Source organism: Cellulomonas sp. P2_F12, from assembly GCF_056403775.1.
Genome location: NZ_JBFUEV010000010.1, coordinates 58,675 through 76,829, shown reverse-complemented (window position 1 = coordinate 76,829; position 18,155 = coordinate 58,675). Strand labels below are relative to the sequence as shown.

At 74.5% G+C, this 18,155-nt stretch carries 14 protein-coding genes and 1 tRNA gene; 7 read left to right on the top strand and 8 right to left on the bottom strand.

Annotation, left to right across the window (positions count from 1 at the left end; genetic code table 11):
- Positions 1-95 precede the first annotated feature (95 nt).
- Together AC1DWH_RS17830 and AC1DWH_RS17825 are read right to left on the bottom strand one after the other, a co-directional pair.
- The gene (locus tag AC1DWH_RS17830) at positions 96-1,898 is read right to left on the bottom strand and encodes a YhgE/Pip domain-containing protein (RefSeq protein WP_477094815.1); all 1,803 of its coding nucleotides are present in this window, start codon (positions 1,896-1,898) and stop codon (positions 96-98) included.
- Positions 1,898-4,612 carry an MMPL family transporter gene (locus AC1DWH_RS17825; RefSeq protein WP_477094814.1) on the bottom strand — a complete coding sequence of 905 codons (2,715 nt, stop codon included), beginning with the start codon at positions 4,610-4,612 and terminating at the stop codon, positions 1,898-1,900. The genes AC1DWH_RS17830 and AC1DWH_RS17825 overlap by 1 nt, the downstream gene beginning before the upstream one ends.
- A gap of 243 nt (positions 4,613-4,855) precedes the next feature.
- Here AC1DWH_RS17825 and AC1DWH_RS17820 point away from each other — a divergent pair, with 243 nt between their 5' ends.
- The 3 genes from AC1DWH_RS17820 to AC1DWH_RS17810 all read left to right on the top strand — a co-directional run bounded on the left by AC1DWH_RS17820 (position 4,856) and on the right by AC1DWH_RS17810 (position 6,913).
- Positions 4,856-5,476, top strand: a complete 621-nt coding sequence (locus AC1DWH_RS17820) for a dihydrofolate reductase family protein (protein WP_477094813.1) — start codon at positions 4,856-4,858, stop codon at positions 5,474-5,476.
- A 10-nt stretch (positions 5,477-5,486) separates the two neighbouring features.
- Complete coding sequence (locus AC1DWH_RS17815) at positions 5,487-6,578, top strand: DNA glycosylase AlkZ-like family protein (protein WP_477094812.1); 1,092 nt, start codon at positions 5,487-5,489, stop codon at positions 6,576-6,578.
- Between the two features lie 137 nt (positions 6,579-6,715).
- A complete protein-coding gene (locus AC1DWH_RS17810; protein WP_477094811.1) occupies positions 6,716-6,913 on the top strand; it encodes a hypothetical protein in 198 nt (65 codons plus the stop codon).
- Here AC1DWH_RS17810 and AC1DWH_RS17805 read toward each other — a convergent pair.
- From AC1DWH_RS17805 to AC1DWH_RS17795, 3 genes are all read right to left on the bottom strand, one after another.
- A complete protein-coding gene (locus AC1DWH_RS17805) occupies positions 6,910-7,794 on the bottom strand; it encodes a sialate O-acetylesterase (RefSeq protein WP_477094810.1) in 885 nt (294 codons plus the stop codon). The two genes, AC1DWH_RS17810 and AC1DWH_RS17805, sit on opposite strands and share 4 nt — an antisense overlap.
- A 58-nt stretch (positions 7,795-7,852) precedes the next feature.
- The gene (locus AC1DWH_RS17800) at positions 7,853-8,341 is read right to left on the bottom strand and encodes a flavodoxin domain-containing protein (protein WP_477094809.1); all 489 of its coding nucleotides are present in this window, start codon (positions 8,339-8,341) and stop codon (positions 7,853-7,855) included.
- 166 nt (positions 8,342-8,507) lie between these two features.
- A tRNA-Leu gene (locus AC1DWH_RS17795) sits at positions 8,508-8,590 on the bottom strand.
- Between the two features lie 146 nt (positions 8,591-8,736).
- On the opposite strand from AC1DWH_RS17795, the gene AC1DWH_RS17790 reads away from it, so the two are divergent.
- On the top strand, positions 8,737-9,942 hold the full coding sequence (locus AC1DWH_RS17790; RefSeq protein ID WP_456847217.1) for an AI-2E family transporter: 1,206 nt from the start codon (positions 8,737-8,739) through the stop codon (positions 9,940-9,942).
- A gap of 3 nt (positions 9,943-9,945) precedes the next feature.
- Here the strand turns inward: AC1DWH_RS17790 and AC1DWH_RS17785 are convergent, their stop codons facing one another.
- From AC1DWH_RS17785 to AC1DWH_RS17775, 3 genes are read right to left on the bottom strand one after another with little or no spacing between them, the layout of a single operon-like run.
- Positions 9,946-13,527, bottom strand: a complete 3,582-nt coding sequence (locus AC1DWH_RS17785) for a PHP domain-containing protein (RefSeq protein WP_477094808.1) — start codon at positions 13,525-13,527, stop codon at positions 9,946-9,948.
- Positions 13,520-15,301 (bottom strand): DNA polymerase Y family protein, encoded by a 1,782-nt coding sequence (locus AC1DWH_RS17780; protein WP_477094807.1) that lies wholly within the window; start codon positions 15,299-15,301, stop codon positions 13,520-13,522. The genes AC1DWH_RS17785 and AC1DWH_RS17780 overlap by 8 nt, the downstream gene beginning before the upstream one ends.
- Positions 15,298-16,101, bottom strand: coding sequence for a hypothetical protein (locus AC1DWH_RS17775; RefSeq protein WP_477094806.1), 804 nt, complete (start codon positions 16,099-16,101; stop codon positions 15,298-15,300). Before AC1DWH_RS17775 ends, AC1DWH_RS17780 begins: the two co-directional genes overlap by 4 nt.
- 273 nt (positions 16,102-16,374) lie before the next feature.
- Between AC1DWH_RS17775 and AC1DWH_RS17770 the strand changes: the two genes are divergently transcribed.
- From AC1DWH_RS17770 to AC1DWH_RS17760, 3 genes are read left to right on the top strand one after another with little or no spacing between them, the layout of a single operon-like run.
- Positions 16,375-17,043, top strand: coding sequence for a Pr6Pr family membrane protein (locus AC1DWH_RS17770; protein ID WP_477094805.1), 669 nt, complete (start codon positions 16,375-16,377; stop codon positions 17,041-17,043).
- 7 nt (positions 17,044-17,050) lie between these two features.
- Entirely contained in the window at positions 17,051-17,575 is a 525-nt protein-coding gene (locus AC1DWH_RS17765; RefSeq protein ID WP_477094804.1) for a YbhB/YbcL family Raf kinase inhibitor-like protein, read from the top strand.
- Entirely contained in the window at positions 17,572-18,135 is a 564-nt protein-coding gene (locus AC1DWH_RS17760; protein WP_477094803.1) for a YbaK/EbsC family protein, read from the top strand. The genes AC1DWH_RS17765 and AC1DWH_RS17760 overlap by 4 nt, the downstream gene beginning before the upstream one ends.
- Positions 18,136-18,155: the final 20 nt, after the last annotated feature.

Here is an 18,155-nt window from a genome sequence, read left to right as displayed (position 1 = left end):
TGCAATTCGACCGTAACCCAGCGATGGGCTCCGTGGGCGGGCCCCTGCGTGTGAATCTCGGGCGACTGCGCAGGTGGGCGCGGCCTCCGCGCGCGTCAGGCCACCGAACCGGCCAGGTCACGGGCCCGCGAGCGGCGGCGCAGGGCGACACCGGCGAGCACCAGCAGCACGCCCAGGACCCCGAAGAGCACGAGCCCGACGACCGCGGTCCGAGCGGTCGCGGGGTCGCCGGTCAACGCGCCCAGCAGCGCCCCGAAGCCGGGCGCCGTCGGCAGCAGGTTCGAGAGACCCGCGACCGTCGGCGGCACCGTCGAGGTCAGCCCGACGACCAGCGCGACCACCGCGACGAGCACGGCCACGAACCGGCCGACGCCGCCGAAGGCAGCCGCGAGCCCTTGGTTCACGACCACGAAGACGAGCCCGACGACCGCGCTCGCGACGACGAACGCCACCCGGGCGGACGCGTCGACCTGCACGGCGAACAGCACGGCGACGGCGGTGACGACACCCTGCAGCGCGCCGATCGCGGCCCCGGGGAGCGCGGCGCGGCGGGTGATCGACACCGAGGTCTCCGCGGTGAGCAGGGCAGCGCCCGGCACGGCCGCCCGGGTCGCCGCGACGACGACGGCGCCGATCCAGAGGGCGATCGCCGCGAAGAACGGGACAGCCTGCATGCCTGGCGCAGGGGTGAGCTGGTCGGCCCGCACGGGCTGGGAGGCGACGGTGGAGAGGATCCCGACGTCGTCGGCGGAGTAAGCGGGGATCTGGGCGACGGCCTGCGTGAGCCCGTCCGACAGCTGCGCGGCGCCGGTGTCCACCTGGTCGGCTCCGGAGGCCAGGCTCTGGCTGCCCGTGTCCAGCGCCTCGGCGCCCCCGACGGCTTGCCCCGCACCGTCGGCGACCTGCGCGGCACCCGCTGCGGCCGAGTCGATGCCGTCGACCAGCGGCGGCATGCCGGCGGCCAGCTTCTTGTTCCCGGCGGCGACGGCGTCGGCGCCGCCGGTGAGCGTCTCGACCGTCGGCGCCTGCGCCTGCAACTTCTGCAGGGCACGGGTGACGCCGTCGCACGCCGGTCCGGGGCTGGCGCACACCGTCGCCTGGACGGCCGTGAGCTGGGCGATCGCGTCGTCCAGGCCCGAGGCCACCGCGTCGAGCCCGCCGGCGACCGCGGCCGAGCCCTTGGCCAGCTGGGCGGACTGCCCCGGCAGGTCCTGCACGCCGGAGTCGAGCTCGGCCAGGCCGTCCGACAGGGCGCCGGCCCCCGCGTCGAGGCTCTGCAGACCCGCGGACAGCTGGTCCGCTCCTGTGGCCAGCTGCTGGGCACCCCCGGCGAGGGACGCCGCTCCGGCGGCGACCTCGTCCGCCCCGGCAGCCGCCTGCCCGATCTGCTGGTTGAGGGTGCTGTAGCCGGTGAGCAGCTGGTCGAGGTACTGAGCGATCAGCTGCTTGTTCACCGCCGCGACGGCGGCATCGGTGATCGCCTGGGTGAACGCGGGGTCGAGCAGGGCCGACGACGGCGCCGTCGTCACCCGGATGTCGGCCTGCTGCGCGTCCTGCGCCGGGCCCGAGAACGAGGTCGCGGACGCCGAGAACGAGGTCGGGATGGTGACGACGGCGACGTAGCGGCCGCCGGCCAGCCCGTCGGCGGCCTCGTCGTCGTTGGTCAGCACCCAGTCGTACCCACCCTGCTCGATCAGGCCGGCGGCGAGCTGGCGGCCGACCGGGAGAGTCTTGCCGTTCAGCGTGGCGGGGACGTCATCGTTGACGATCGCCGCCGTGACGCGGGCGAGGTGCTGCGTCGGCGTGGACAGCGCCCAGGTCAGCAGTCCGGCGATCGCGAGCGGGAGCAGCACCAGACCGACCACCGCGAGCGCGCCGAGGCGGTCGACGGGCCTCATCACGGCACTGCCGCGGGCGCCGGGGCGAGCACGAGGGTGTGCACGGCTCGATCGGGCGGCAGGAGGTCGTCGACCACCGCGTCGGCACGGCACGCGACGACCAGCGTGACGGCCCGGTCGGCCACGGCGTCGGCCAGGGCCTGGCGGACGGTGTCGCGGACGTCGGGGTCGGCCGGCCCGTCCGCCCCGTCGACCAGAACCACGGACGCCGGGCCGCGCAGGGCCGCCCGCAGATCCGTCGACCGCATGACGTCCACGTAGGAGGTCCGTCGACGGACCTCGCCGGCCCGCGGCGGCAGCACGAGCCCCGCCACCCGCACGCGCCCCTCGACCACCGGCACGCGTCCGCCCAGCCCGAGGAGGAGCGCGCGCCGCTCGCTCGCCGTGCCGCCCCGCACCACCAGCACGTCCCCGGGCGGGACCAGGACGTCGACGGCCCCGGGCAGGGCGGCGACACGCAGGCCCTCCGCCGCGATCGCCGGCTCCGGTCCCTCGGGCCAGCCGACCAGCGCGAGCTCCTGGGCGAGCCCCTCCCCCTCGACGTCGAAGCGCGGTAGGACGCGGTCCAGCCACGCGGGGATCCACCAGGCCCGGTCACCGAACAGGGCGAGCACGGCGGGGATGAACGTCATCCGGACGACGAAGGCGTCGATGGCCACCCCGACCGCCAGCCCGAACGCGATCGGCTGGATCGAGGCGTCGCCCTCCGGGATGAACGCGGCGAAGACGGCGACCATGATGATCGCCGCGGCGGTGACCACGCGGGCGGAGCCGACGAAGCCGTGCTCGATCGCCTGCTCGTGGTCGCCGTGGTGCACGTAGTCCTCCCGCATCCGGCTGACCAGGAAGACCTCGTAGTCCATGGCCAGGCCGAACAGGACGCCCATGAGGATGATCGGCATGAAGCTGATCACCGCGCCGACGGACGCCACGTTGAGCGGCCCCGCCAGCACGCCGTCGACGAACACCAGCGCCGTCAGCCCGAGGGCCGCCAGCAGCGACAGGACGTACCCGAGCGCGGCGGTCACGGGCACGACGACCGAGCGGAAGACCATCGCGAGCAGCGCCAGCGACAGCCCGACGATGAGCAGGCCGAACGGCAGGAGCGCCTCGGCGAGCTGCGCGGAGATGTCGATGCCGGCCGCGGTGTAGCCGGTCACTGCGAGGTCCACCCCGTACGCCTGCTGGAAGTGGTCGTGCTGGGACCGCAGCTCGCCGACGAGGGCCTTGGTCGCCTCGGAGTCCGGACCGCCCTCGGGGATCACCTGGATCACGCCCGTGTCGCCGTCCTCGTTCGGCGTGGCCAGCGGCACCGAGGCGACCCCGGGCAGCGCGGTGATCTCGGCCGCGACGTCGTTCACCAGGCCGACGGGATCGGTGCTCTGGATGACCAGGCCGGTCACGACGAGCGGCCCGTTGTACCCGGGGCCGAAGTGCTCGGCGACGAGGTCGTAGGTGATACGGGCGGGTGCGGACTCCTCGAGGGAGCCCGCGTCGGGGAGCGCGAGCCTCAGCACCGTCACGGGGATCGCGGCGACCCCGAGGGTCGCCACGACGACGAGGACCGTCACGATCGGCCGGCGCGTCACCAGCCGCACCCAGCGCAGGGCCGTGCGCGTCCGCGGGCGCGTCTTCGCCTTCTCGGGCTCGTCGTCGTGCTCGGCGGCGGCCACAGCCCCGGGACGGAACGTCTTGGGCGCGACGCGCCAGCCCGCGAAGCCGAGCAGCGCCGGCGTGAGCGTGGTCGACACCAGTACGGCCATCGACACCGCCAGCGCGGCCGCCACGCCCATCGTCGTGAGGAACGGGATGCCCGCCACGCTGAGCCCCAGCAGCGCGATGATCACGGTCGTCGCGGCGAACACGACCGCCGAGCCGGCCGTGGCGACCGCGCGCGACGCCGACTCCTCGGGCTCGAGGCCCTGCTTCAGCTGGTCCTGGTGGCGGGACATGATGAACAGCGCGTAGTCGATGCCGACCGCCAGCCCGAGCATGAGCGCGAGCAGTGGCGTCGTCGACGTGATCGTGTGCGACCGGGTGCCGACGAAGACGATCGCCAGCGAGGCGCCCGCGCCGATGAGCGCCGTCACCAGCGGCATGCCGGCCGCGGCGAACGACGCGAACGTCAGCAGCAGGACCCCGAACGCCACCGCGATGCCGATGAGCTCGGTGACGCCGATGCCGGCGGCGCTCTGCGCGAAGAGCTGACCTCCGACGGCCACCTCGGATCCCGCCGGCAGAGCCTCCTGCAGCGAGGCGCCGGCGACCTGCAATGCCTGCGCCGTCGACGGCAGGACCGACGTGGTGCCCACCGACAGCTGGATCGGCACCAGGACCGCGGAGTCGTCGGACGCGATGTTCGGGCTCGACGCCGACCCGTACGGACTCGTCGCGCCGGAGACCTGCGGGATCGCGGTGATCGCCGTCACCGCGCTCTCGACGGCCGCCTGGAACTCCGCGGTCGTGACGTCTCCCCCGTCCGGCGCGACCGCGATCAGCTGCGCAGACGTGCCGCTGAACTGCGGGAATGTGCGCGCCAGCGCGTCCAGGGCGTCCTGCGACTCGGTCCCGGGGATCCGGTAGGTGTTGTCGGTGCCCGTCCCCAGCAACCCCGCGGCCGCGACCAGCGCCGCGAGCGCCACGATCCACAGCGTCAGCACCAGGCGCCGGGCGCGGAACGCCCATCGGCCAAGAGTGGAGAGCGCGGAGGACATGCGGCCCACTTCGCTGCAGCCCCGGTCGGACTGCCGGCGGCGGTGTCATTCACCGTAGGGCGGTGGACATATCGGGCACAAGGTGCGCACCGGCGCACCGGATCGCCTCGGAGAGGCCGGTCCCGGCGCCAGCTTCCGTGCTCGTCGGCCGAGCGTCCAGGGTCGCGCGCCCGTCCGAGATGCGATCTGATCATGTCGAGCGGCCGCGCGCGGGGCGCGGCGCCCCACCCCTGGAGGACCCCGATGGCGACGATCGTCTCCACCCTGTTCACCTCGCTCGACGGAGTCGTCGAGATCGACCCCGCGTGGCACTTCCCGTACTTCGACGAGCACATGGGTGCTGCCGTCGGCGAGGACTACGAGGACACGGACGTGCTGCTCATCGGGCGCGTGACCTACGACAGCTTTGCCGGCGCGTGGCCTGACCGGGAGGCCGCCGGGGGCGTCGACGCCACCTTCGCGGCGCAGCTGGGCGACACGCGCAAGCTCGTCGCGACCCGCGGGAGCCAGGACCTCGGCTGGCGCAACGCCGAGGCGCTGCAGGGCGACCTCGTCGAGGCGGTGACCGCGCTCAAGGCCGAGCCGGGCGTCGGCAAGATCCTCGTCCCCGGCTCGATCTCGGTGGTCCGGCAGCTGCTGGCCGCCGGCGTGCTCGACGAGCTGCGGCTCCTGGTGCACCCCGTGGCCGCCCGCAGCGGCGAGCGGCTCTTCGACGAGGGCGAACCGATCTACCCGCTCACGCTGCTGCGCTCCGACGTCTTCCCGACGGGCGTCGTCCGCCTGGTCTACGCGCCGAGCGCTCTGCCCGGCGCCGCGGGGTACGAGGAGGCGACCGACAAGCTGCCGGGCGCCGACATTGGCTGACCGTCCACCCGTGACCGTCACCTGGGCGCAGGCGCTCGCCTGGCGGATGCGCCGACAGCTGCTCGACCCGGTGAGCAGCTGCTCGGCCGTGGACGTCGTGCGCACGCTGGGGGCGATCCCGGCCCAGCACGACGCCGCGGCCGAGCTCGCGGTGAACGGCCGGCGCCGACGGTCGCGACCCGGCGACCTCGCGGGGGCCCTGGCGGACGGCGAGCTCCTCACCACGTTCGCCTTCCGCGGCGCCACCCACGTGATGACGCCGCAGGACGCCGGCGCGTACCTCGCGCTGCGGGCAGCCAGCCGGATGTGGGAGCTGCCCAGCTGGCAGGACTTCTACGGTCTGACGCCCGCGGACTGGCCGGCCTTCCGGGAGGCGGCCCGCGAGGCGCTGGCGGACGGACCGCTGACCCACGACGAGCTGGGCGCCGCCCTGACCGCGCACAGCGCGTACCGGCACCTCCGGGAGCGGTTCGCCGACGGCGCGTGGACGCTGCTCAAGCCGCTCGCGTGGCAGGGCGACCTCTGCTTCGGACCGTCCCGCGGCGGTGAGGCGACCTTCCAGCGCCTCGACACGAACCCGCGCTGGACCGGGCTGCTCGAGCTCGACGACGCCGGGCGGCACGCGGTCGAGGCCTACGTCCGCGCGTACGGGCCGACCACGCCCGACCGCCTCCAGTACTGGCTGGGCGAGGGCCTCGGCGCCGGACGCAAGCGGATCCGGGCCTGGGTCGACGGGTTCGGCGACCGCCTGGCGACGGTCGACGTCGGCGGCGCACCCACCCTGGTCCTGCGCGAGGACCTCGACGACCTGGGCTCGTCGTCACCGACGACCACCGTGCGCCTGCTCCCCCGGTACGACCAGTGGGTGCTCGGTCCCGGCACCGCCGACCAGCACGTCGTCCCGCCCTCCGTGCGGGGCGTCGTCAGCCGCGGCGCGAACGTCGTGATCGTCGGCGGCGTGGTGAGCGGGACGTGGTCGCGCACAGGCGACGACATCGACGTGACGTGGTTCGCCGACCCGCCTCCCGCCACCCGGGCGGACCTCCGGGACGAGGTCGAGCGCGTCGCGGGCGTGGTCGACACCCCCCTGCGCCTGGTCTGACCCGGCTTCGTCCGTTTTGTCCGCATGGCAAGACCGGGGGTGTGCATCTCCGCGGCCTGCCGCACGATGGCGGCACGACGGCACCGAGGCCGGCGTGGGGCCGGCACCGTCGCCGGACCTGACCTGGGCGGTCGACGATGACGAACCCGCGACTGATCGCGCTGTGGGCGGCGCCCGCTGCGGCCTTCGCGCTGCTCGTCGTGCTCGTGGCCTCGCGCGAGCCCCTCTGGACCTCGTGGCCCGGCGCCGCGATCCGGTTCGGCGGCTTCGCGCTCGTCGCCGCCGCGCTGTACGCCCTGGCCGGCCGCTGGGAGCGTCGCGCCGCGCGCCGCTAGCCCGTCAGCCCCACCCACGCGGTGTACATCCGTCGCCCCTGCTCGCGCTGCCCCATCGCGTCGTAGTGGATGTCGTCGTCCGGCCCGTTGTTCATGGCCGACGGCCCGGGCACGAAGACGGCATCCCCCACGCGGTCCGGCGTCTGTCGGTGCACGGCGTCGATCGCCGCGCGCGCCTTGTTGCCGGCGATCCACTCGGGGACCATCTGCCCGATGACGAGCGGCGCCGGCCCCACGTCCGCACGCAGCCGCGCGACCAACCCGTCGAGCTTCTGGGCGTACTCCTGCGGGGTCAGCACGGCCACGTCGCTCTCGCCCTGCACCCAGAGCACGGCGACGAGCCGGTTGCCCGGCGCCTGGTCGAGCGCGCCGCGGATCTGCGTCACGGCCTCGTCGTAGAGGTTGCGCACCGACCCGTGCAGGTCGGGGTCCCACGTCATCCCCTGCAGCGGCGTGAACCCGGTCCCGTTGACGGCCGCCTGCACCAGCAGCACCTCCCGGTCCTGCCCCGCGACGTACGCGCGGGCGAACGACATCGCCGGGCCGATCCCGGACGCCGTGAACGGCCCGACGAGCGGGTCCGAGGCCGGCACGACCGTGTCCATGTCCGGCCCCGACCCGGGCCACTGCCAGATCCGCGGGTCGGGCACGTCCGCCGACGGCTCGTCGGCACCCTTGCCCCAGCCGAGGGCGTTGGACTGGCCGAGGATCGCGACCACGTCGAACCCGTCCGCCGGCGGGGTGCTGGTCGGGCTCGCCGCCGCCGGCGACGCCACCACCGCCGGGGCCGAGGGCGACGCCGACGGGGTCTCGGACGGCGCCGCGCAGCCGGCGAGCGCGACGAGCAGCACGGTCAGGAGTGCCCGCCGGCCGATGCGCATGCCCGCAGCCTGGCGGGCGGACGGCGTGCGGGCAACGCGGGGCCGCGGCGTCGTCGCGCTATGCCCCGATCTGCCCCTCGATGGTGTCCACCCACCGGGCGATCTGCTGCGGGTCACGCCAGTCGCCGGACATCTTCTTCGCCATGGCGGAGGCCGGGAAGCCCGTGGCATCCGGGAGGAGCCGCCCGCCGAACGTCACCGTCCCGCGCGCATCGATCCGCTGCGCGGCGGACCGCACCTGACCGACGGGCCCGATGGTCGTGCTCGTCGCGGACCCGTCGAGCGGACCGGTGGCGACCAGCCAGACCGGGAGCTGGGACAGTCTCTGCTCGTTCCGGTGGACGAACCGTCGCGCGTCCTTGTGCCAACGGCCGGCATACAGCGCACCCGCGACGACCACCGCGTCGACGTCGGCGAGCCCCTCGACCTCGGCGGCAGGCCGGACGACCGCATCGTGACCGTGCTCGCGCAGGTCCTCGCCGATCATCTCCGCCACACCCTCGGTGCCGCCTCGGGTGCTCCCGTAGGCGACCAGCACGCGCGTCATGATGCCCTCCAGCGATCGACGTGGTCACCCTCGTCGGCGACTCACGTCTCGATCGTCGTCGCGCCGCAGCCGGTCACCAGGGCCAGAGGTCCCGAGTCGCCGCACGAAGAAGGCCCCGACCGGCATCTCTGCTGGTCAGGGCCTTGTTCGTCGCTGTCTCAACGAGTGTCCGGAGGGGGACTTGAACCCCCACGCCCTTTCGGGCACTAGCACCTCAAGCTAGCGCGTCTGCCATTCCGCCACCCGGACAGGTGGACCGCAGGGCGCCCGTAGGCTCCCTCAGGTGCGGCAGAAAAGATAGCACGGCGTTGCGGGGCGGCACGCATCGGCCCCCCGGGGCAGACTGGCCGCAGACGCCGAGCCCAGGCGCGACCAGCGGTGATGCAGGGAGCCCCATGACTGACAGCAGCAACAGCCCGACCGCGCGGAAGGTCGCGGGTGCCCGGCGCAACCCCAGCGTGTACGGGGCCGAGCAGACGGCGCCGCGCTGGTTGCGCAACGCCGCGGGCATGTCGTGGCGGCTGTTGATCGTCATCCTCATGGTCGCGCTGATCTTCTACGCGACCGCCAAGGTGCAGCTGCTCTTCATCGCGCTGTTCATCGCGTTCGTGTTCACCGCCGTGCTGCGGCCTGCCGTGGACTTCCTGGACCGCTTCATGGCACGCGGGCTGGCGACGGCTCTGTCGATCCTCGGCGGGATCATCTTCTTCCTGGGGCTGCTCACCTACGTCGGGTACTCGATCGCGAACCAGTGGACCGACCTGGCGAAGCAGTTCAGCCAGGGCATCAAGCAGATCACCGACTTCCTGGAGAACGGTCCGCTGCCGTTCACGATCACCAACGACCAGATCGCCGTGTGGATCAGCAACGGGCAGAAGTGGGTCCAGGACCACGCCGGTGATCTTGCTGGTCAGGCCGCCGCCGGTGCCGGGTCCGTGGTCGAGGTGTTCACGGCCATCGCGCTCGCGATCTTCTGCACGGTGTTCTTCCTGGCCCGCGGTCGGGAGATGTGGACCTGGTTCCTCAACCAGCTGCCGACGCGGAACCGGGACTCGTGGAAGACCGCCGCGGGCGCCGGCTGGTACACGTTCTCCGGGTACACGCGCGGCACCGTGATCATCGCGGTGACCGATGGGCTCCTCGCGTTCATCCTGCTGCTGGTCCTGCAGGTTCCGCTGGCGGCACCGCTGGCCGTGCTCGTCATGATCGGCGCGTTCATCCCGCTGGTGGGCGCACCGGCGGCCATGGTCGTGGCGATGATCGTCGCCCTCGCGGCCAACGGGCTGTGGTCGGCGGCGTTCGTCGGCATCGGCATCGCGGCCATCGGGCAGCTCGAGGGGCACATCCTGCAGCCGTTCGTGATGGGCCGTCAGGTCCGGCTGCACCCCGTGGCGATCGCCCTGGCGGTGACGGCGGGCACGATCACGGCGGGCATCCTCGGCGCCGTCATCGCCGTGCCGCTGGTCGCGGTGGTGTGGGCGATCTTCTCGCGGCTGCGGACGCTGGACCCGCCGATGGAGGAGTCCGAGGCGTCGGACACGGTCGAGCCCGTCGACGAGGCGGCGCAGATCGACGACGACGCGCCCGTCGCGCAGGGCTGAGGCTCACCGGAAGTCCCGCGACGCGGTCCGGACCTTGAGCGACATCGCGCTCAGGTGCTCCGCCACCAGGTTGGTCGCGCCGTCCGACCGCTCCAGCCGGCCACGGACCACCATCGCGCGTGACGTCCGGGCGACCTTGCGGAACTTCTGCCACAGCCCCGCCGAGCAGATGATATTGAGCAGTCCGGTCTCGTCCTCGAGCGACAGGAACGTGATCCCGCCCGCCGTCCCGGGCCGCTGCCGGTGCGTGACGACGCCCGCGACGGCCACCCGCCGCCCGATCTCGTGGGTGTACGCCTGCTCGACCCGGAGCACCCCCGCCGCGTCGAGCCCGTCGCGGACGAACTGCGTCGGGTAGGAGTCGACCGAGACCCCCGTCGCCCACACGTCGGCGGTCGCGATCTCGACGTCGCTGAGCCCCGGCAGCATCGGTGCGCTCACCCCCACCGAGACCCCCGGCAGCGTGTCCGGCCCCTCCTGGGCGAGCGCGCCGGCGGCCCAGAGCGCCTCCCGACGCGTCACGTCGAGGCTGTCGAGCGCTCCGGCGGTGGCGAGGGCCTCGAGCTGCGCGGTCGACAGCTGCACGCGCCGGACCAGCTGACGCAGGTCGGCGAACGGCCCGTGCGCGCGGCGCTCGTCGACCACCCGTTGCGCGACGTCCTCCCCCACCGACCGGACCGACGACAACCCGAGGCGGACCGCGAGCGAACGCGTCCCGTCCCCCGTGCGCACGCCCGGCGCGGTGACCGGACCGGTGCCGCTCGGCGTGGGGACGAGGAGCGGCTCGCCACCGTCCGGCGTCGGACCCAGCCGCTCGACGCGCGCCAGCACCTCGGACAGCTGCACGTCCGGGCGCAGCACCTCCAACCCGTGCCGGCGGGCGTCGGCGGCCAGGCTCTGCGGCGAGTAGAAGCCCATCGGCTGTGCTGCCAGCAGCCCCGCGTAGAACGCGGCCGGGTGGTACACCTTCAGCCACGCGCTGGCGTACACCAGGAACGCGAACGAGTAGGCGTGGGACTCGGGGAACCCGAAGTCGGCGAACGCCTTGAGCTTGTCGAAGATCTGCCCGCCCGTCTCCGCGTCGATCCCGTGCCCGGCCATGCCGGACATCAACCGGTCGCGCATCGCCTCCATGCGCTCGGTCGACCGCTTCGAGCCCATCGCCCGCCGCAGCTGGTCGGCCTCCGCCGGCGTGAAGTCGGCGACGTCGATGGCCATCTGCATGAGCTGTTCCTGGAACAGCGGGACGCCCTTGGTCTTGGCCAGCGACTTCTCCAGCAGCGGGTGCAGGTACGTCACGGGCTGACGGCCGTGCGCGCGCTCGATGTACGGGTGCACCGAGCCGCCCTGGATGGGACCGGGGCGGATGAGCGCCACCTCGATGACGATGTCGTAGAACGTCCGCGGCTGCAGGCGCGGCAGCGTGCCCATCTGCGCGCGCGACTCCACCTGGAACACCCCGACCGTGTCCGCCGCGCTGAGCAGGTCGTACACGCGCGTGTCCTCGGCCGGCAGCCCGTGCAGGTCGAGCTCCTGGCCCTCGTGCTCGTGCACGAACCCGAACCCGATGCGCAGCGCGGTGAGCATGCCGAGCCCGAGCAGGTCGAACTTCACCAGTCCCGCGTCAGCGCAGTCCTCCTTGTCCCACTGCAGCACGGTCCGGCCGGGCATCCGCGCCCACTCCACCGGGCACACCTCGATGACCGGGCGGTCGCACATGACCATGCCGCCCGAGTGGATGCCGAGGTGCCGCGGCAGGCGCAGGAACCGATCCGCCAGGTCGATGACCTGCGCGGGGATCTCGTCGAGGTCGTCCGCCGACGGTGGCCGGACCGCCGGGACCACGTCGTGCCCGTCGGCCGTGGCCAGCCCCGGCGTCTCCACCCCCCTCGCCGCGCGCAGCACCGACGGGGGCTCCCACGTGTTGCCCCACATCGAGGCCTGCGTGCGCCGGCGGTCCTCGCGCGCGGTGGTGGGCACCGGTCCCGTGTGGCCGACGTGCGGGCGCGCACGCCGACCTGGTCCGGCGGACGGCTTCTCGGGCGGAGGGGTCGGCGTGGTCGAGCGCAGGCTCCCCCACCGCTCGATCGACGACGCCCACGCGTCCTGCTGCCCGGCGTCGTACCCGAGCGCCCTCGCGGCGTCCCGGACCGCCGACCGGGGCCGGTAGGAGATGACGTTGGCCACCTGCGCGGCATGTGTACGTCCGTGCTTCTCGTAGACGTACTGGATGACCTCCTCGCGCCGCGCGGACTCGATGTCGACGTCGATGTCCGGCGGCCCGTCGCGCTCGGGGGCGAGGAACCGCTCGAAGAGCAGGCCGTGCCGGACGGCGTCGACGGCGGTGACCCGCAGCGCGTAGCAGACGGCCGAGTTGGCGGCCGAGCCGCGGCCCTGCGCCATGATCCCGTTGCGGCGGCAGAAGTCGACCAGGTCGTAGACCACCAGGAAGTACCCGGGGAACCCGAGGTCCTCGATGACGCGCAGCTCGTGCGCCAGCTGCGCGTACGCGCCCGGCACCTTCTCCTTCTCCGGCGGTCCGTACAGCTCGAGCGCGCCGCGACGGACCAGCTCGCGCAGCCACGTCGCCTCGGTGTGCCCCGGCGGCACCGGGTACGGCGGCAGCTGCGGCGCGACGAGCGACAGGTCGAACGCGCACTCGTCGGCCAGGTCCGCCGCGGTCGCCACCGCGGAGGGGTGCCGGCGGTGCAGCGCGAGCATCTCGGTGGCCGACCGCAGGTGCGCCATCGGCCCCCCGGGCAGCCAGCCGTCCAGGTCCTCCAGCGACGACCGGGCGCGGACCGCGGCGAGCGCGGCGGCGAGGTCGGCGTCGCGCGGGGTGGCGTAGTGCACGTTGCCGGTGGCGACGAGCGGGAGCCCGGCGTCGGCCGCCAGGCGCGCGAGGGCGTCGGCACGGTCGGAGTCGTAGGGGTCGCCCGCCGCGGTGATCTCGACGGCCACGTTGTCCCGCCCGAACAGCGCCACCAGCCGGTCGAGCTCGGTCCGCGCGGCGTCGATCCCGGACGGGCTCACCCCGGCGACGCCCGACGGGTCCCCGCCGGCGAGCGCGCGCCGCACCGACCCCTTGCGGCAGCCCGTGAGCACCAGCCACTGCCCGGCGGCGGTCGCCGCGAGCTCGTCCAGCCGGTAGTCGGCCGCACCCTTCTGCCCCGTCCGCAGGTGCGCCTCCGCGATCGCGCGGGACAGGGCGCGGTAGCCGTCCGGTCCGCGCGCGAGCACGAGCAGGTGCGACGCCCGCGGGTCCGGGATGCCCGTCGGCAGGTCGAGCACCGGCGGCCCCGGGGTGACACGGCCCTTCTCGCGCGGGTGCCGACGACCGTCCGGCGCGGGCAGGTGCAGCTCCGCGCCGAACACCGTGGGCAGGTCGACCGCCTTGGCCGCCTGCGCGAACCGCACCACGCCGTACAGCCCGTCGTGGTCGGTCAGCGCGAGCGCCCGCAGCCCGAGCCGGGACGCCTCCGCGGCGAGCTCCTCGGGCTGGCTGGCGCCGTCGAGGAAGCTGAAGGCGGAGTGCGCGTGCAGCTCGGCGTAGCGCGGGGGGAAGTGTGCCGATCGCTCAGTCATAGGTGGCCTCGCAGGTCCAGCCGCTCGCCGTGCACGCCAGGAGCACCGCCCGGCCGTCGTCGAACGTCACCTGCAGGTGCGCCCGCAGTCCGGGGCGGTCGTCGGCGGCCACCCACCAGCGCTCGCTGAGCAGCCACGGCCCGGCCCAGCCGACCACCGCACGCCCGTCGCCGACGTCCCTGCGGCGGCTGCGCGGCTGCTCGCGGGCCGTCGGACCGTCCTCGTCGCGCACCCGCGGCAGCCACCGCACCCACGCCGGCTCCCCGCGCATCCCGCTGCGCACGTCGAGCACCACCGGCACCCCGGCGGCGTCGCGCACGTCGACCCGCTCGGGCGGGTCCAGCACCGTCGCCGGGGCAGGATCGGGCAGCCGCCCGGGCCAGGGCCGGTCGACGGGCCGCGCCGGCTCCGTCTGCTCCCCCCACGGCCGCAGGTGCACCTGGTCCCGCACGTCGCGGCCGCCTTGCAGGGTGGCGACGAGGATCCCCGCCCCGCCGACGATCCCCTGCACGCGGTCGAGCGCCCGGTGCGCGCGCAGGTCACCGCCGGACGGACCGCCCCACAGCCGGCCCTGCTCGGCCCCGGCCGGCGCGACGTCGAGCGCGGTGACCGCGAGGTGGACCAGCGTGACCGACCGCGTGTCCTCGTCGGGCCACGGGTTCGTCGGCAGGTCGTCGTGCGCCCACGGGTCCCTGCCCGACGCGACCGCGTCCCGGGCCGACCGCGCGCGTGCCCGGGCCGCCGGGTCGTCCGCCGCCCGCGACCGCGCCGTCTCGACCGCGCTCGACGCCAGCCAGCCCTCCAGCTGCCAGCGGATCCGGTCGGTGATCCGGGCCGGCGTCAGCCCGCCCCATCCGCCCAGGTCGGTGCGCCAGGTCCGGACCAGGTCGGTGCCCTCGTCGGTGCGCGCGGCGATCTGCAGGCGTCCGCACGTGACGGAGTGCTGCACCAGCAGGGCGTGCAGCTCCTCGGCCAGCCGGCGCCCGGCGAACGTCGCCGAGTCGACCCGGTCGAGCGGCGGGTCGAGGTCCGTGCCCACCTCGAGGTCCGCCTCGGGCCGACGACGCGCGGGCGGGCGCTCGTCGTCGCCGCGCGCGAGCATCTGCGCCCACGCGCCGAGCCGCCCGAACCGGGCGTGCACGTCCGTGGGCGGCAGCGCCGCGAGCTGCCCGAGCGTCCGCAGGCCCAGCCGGTGCAGCAGGTCCACCAGCTCGGCCACCGCGGAGGCCGCCTCGTCCGTGACCGTCGCGTGCACCAGCTCGCCCATGCCGCGCGGGGCCAGGTACGCCGCCGACGCCCCCGGCGGCACCACGGCGCCGGTGCGGGTGGCCAGCACCGCCGCGAGCAGCCCGTCCGCCGTGCCGACCGCGCACTCGTGCCCCGACCCGGCCGCGACGGCGTCGATGAGCTTCTCCGCGAGGGCCTCCTCCGAGCCGTGGTACCGGCTCGCGCCGCCCGCGGGCAGCAGCAGCAAACCGGCGCGGACCACCTCGATGCCGGCCACCACCGTCTCGGCCGCGGCGGCGACCGGCTCGAACAGCCGCACGTCGCGGGCGTCGTCCGCGGGCAGCAGCACCAGCTCGGGGCAGACCCCCTGCGCCTGCCGACGTCGCATCCCCCGGCGCACGCCCTCCGCCCGCGCGAGGGCGGACACGGCGGTGAGCTGCCGGCCGTCGTGCACGGCGGTGGGCTGGTGCAGCGGCACGTCCTCGGACGTCGCCGCGGCCACCACCGGCCAGTCGGGGACCCACAGGACGGTCGTGCGCGTGCTCATCCCACCAGCCTCAGGCCGGTGGTCGGGGGCGCCGCCGTCTCCCTCACCACGGGTGCGGTCGAGCCGAGGGGCAGGGTCAGCTCGAGCGTGCGCGGCACGGCTGCGCTCCCCCGGCCCGTGCGGACCAGCCGGATCTCGTGGGTCCGCAGGCGCCCCTCGCCGGCGTCGATCCCGGTCCAGCGGCCCGACTCGACCGTGAGCACCACGCCCGCGCCCGGCCAGTCGGCGGTCGACAGCAGCACGGACCCGCGGTCCCTGGCCCGTGCGGACAGCTTGCGCCGGTCCGCGTCGGTCAGGGCGACCTCGGGGCCGACGACCACGACGTCCACCCCGTCGAGCAGCGCCGCCACCACGGTCGGCGCCTCGAGACCGGGCCGCGGCACCACCGCCAGCCGGTCGAGCGACACCCCCGCCTGGGCGGCCGCGAGCAGCCCGATGGTCGGCTGACCGACGACCGCGGCCCACGCCCCGCCGGCGCACGCGTGCGCGAGCATGGCGAGCACCAGGGACGCCGACCCCGTGACCACCGTGGTGCCCCCGCGGCGCAGGCCCTCGGGCAGGATCGGGGCCAGCGGCGGCGGGACGGCCATCGGCGGGCGCTCGCTGGTGATGATCCCGGTGCCCGGCTGCTCCAGGGGTCCGTCGGGCAGGTCCGGCACCAGCGCGACCGGTGCCGGGGCGACGACGGCCTCGGGGACCCGGTGCGGCTCCGCCTCCACCGCCGCGAGGCCTCCCAGCGGGAGGATGCTGCGGGCACCGGTGCGCTGCTCGGCGCGCGCGAGGGCGGCCCGAGCGAGCATGACCCGGTCCTCACGTGACATCGTCCCCGCCGCCGTCTCCACCGCTGTGCCCACGCCTACACCGCCCCTCGATCGGCCGATGAGAGGGTGCTCTCGAGACCTTCATCGAACATCTGTTCGAAGTATCTCAGTACACGCTGACATCCCCGACGGTGTCAATCCGCCGTCGCCCACCTGGCCGAGGGTCGGCGTGCCAGCGGGCGCGACGTCGCAGGTCTCGGCTATGTTCTCGTCGCCCGGCAGCGTGGCCGGCGTCGGATCAGGAGGCACGTCATGGGAGTCGTCGTCGGGATCTACCGCCTCGCGCTGGCGGCGATCACGTTCGTCGCCCTGTTCTGGGCACCGAGCACGGGCGTGACGTTCGACATCGGGGACTACGTCTACTTCACCAACCAGTCGAACCTGCTGCTGGCCGTCGTCATGCTCTGGGGCGGCGTCGCCGTGCTCGCCCGGCGGACCGAGCCGGCCCCCTGGCTGTTCGGCGCGGTGACGCTCTTCATCCTCATCACCGGGCTGGTCTCCTACGTCATCCTCGACCCCGCCCCGCCCGGCGAGGAGGTCATCGCCCTCGGCCTCACCCACGACCAGCTCGTCCACCGGCTGACGCCCATCGCGGCGTTCGTGCACTACCTGCTGATGGTCCCGCACCGTCGCCTGCGCATCCGGAACGCCGCCTGGTGGCTGCTCTACCCGGTGGCGTACTGCGCGTTCACCACGATCCGCGGCATCGTGAGCCCCGGCAGCCCCTACCCGTACGGGTTCATCGACGTCTCGGAGCTGGGCTACGGGGGGCTGCTGCTCAACGTGCTGATCTACGGCATCGGCTTCTTCGTCCTCGGCCTCGCCCTCGTCGGCATCGACCGCCTCCTGCCCGCGCGGGCGATCATCGGCCGGCGCGAGCCCGAGCCGACCCCGCGCGTGACGCTCGTCCCCGCGGAATGATGTCGCCATGGCCGTGAACCTCACCCGTCCCGTCGCCCCCGACCCGTACTCGTTGCTCCCGCCGGTCCCCGACTTCACGCTGACCAGCGACGACGTCCGCCACGGCGAGCGCCTCCCCGACGTCCACACGAACACCGACGCCGGCCGCAACGTCTCGCCGCAGCTGTCCTGGGAGGGCTTCCCGGCCGGCACGCAGTCGTTCCTGCTCAGCTGCTTCGACCCCGACGCCCCCGGCCCCGCCGGCTGGTGGCACTGGACCGTGGTCGACGTCCCGGCGACCACGACGTCGCTGGCCACCGGCGCGGACCTGCCCGCGGGGGCGTTCGCGCTGCGCGGCGACGACGGCGAGGCCCGCTACGTCGGTGCCGCTCCCCCGCCCGGCGACCAGGTGCACCGGTACTTCTTCGTCGTGCACGCGCTCGACGTGCCGTCCCTCGGGTTCGGCCCGGACACGATGCCGGGCGCCGCGAACACCGCGGTCGTCTTCCACACGCTCGCGCGGGCGATCCTCGTCGGGACCTACCAGCGGTGAGCCTCGGCACGCTGACCTGGGTGCGCGCGCTCGACCGCCCCGACCTGCTCGCCGCATCGACCAGGGTCGCCATCGAGCTGTGGGTCGCGCAGGACCCGTCGGTCGCCGACGCCGTGCTCGTCACGGAGATCGACCCCGACCTCGCCGACACGGCGGCGCTCACCGAGGCGTACGCTCTGCCGCCCGCGGCGTCCGCCAACTGCGTGCTCGTCGCCGGCCGGCGCGAGGGCGACGAACGCGTCGCCGCGGCCGTCGTCCGCGCCACCACGCGCGCCGACGTCAACAACGCGGTCAAGCGGCTGCTCGACGTGCGCAAGGCGTCGTTCCTGCCGATGGACCGCGCGGTCGAGGAGTCGGGCATGGAGTACGGCGGGATCACGCCGATCGGTCTGCCCGGCCGCTACCGGGTGCTGGTCGACGCGCGCGTCGCGGCGGACGACCCCGCCGGACCGACCGTCATCATCGGCAGCGGGGTGCGACGGTCGAAGATCGCGCTGCCCGGCGCGCTGCTGGCGCGGGCGCCGGGGGTCGAGGTCATCGACGGGCTCGCGCTGGGCTGACGCGGACCGATAAACTTTCC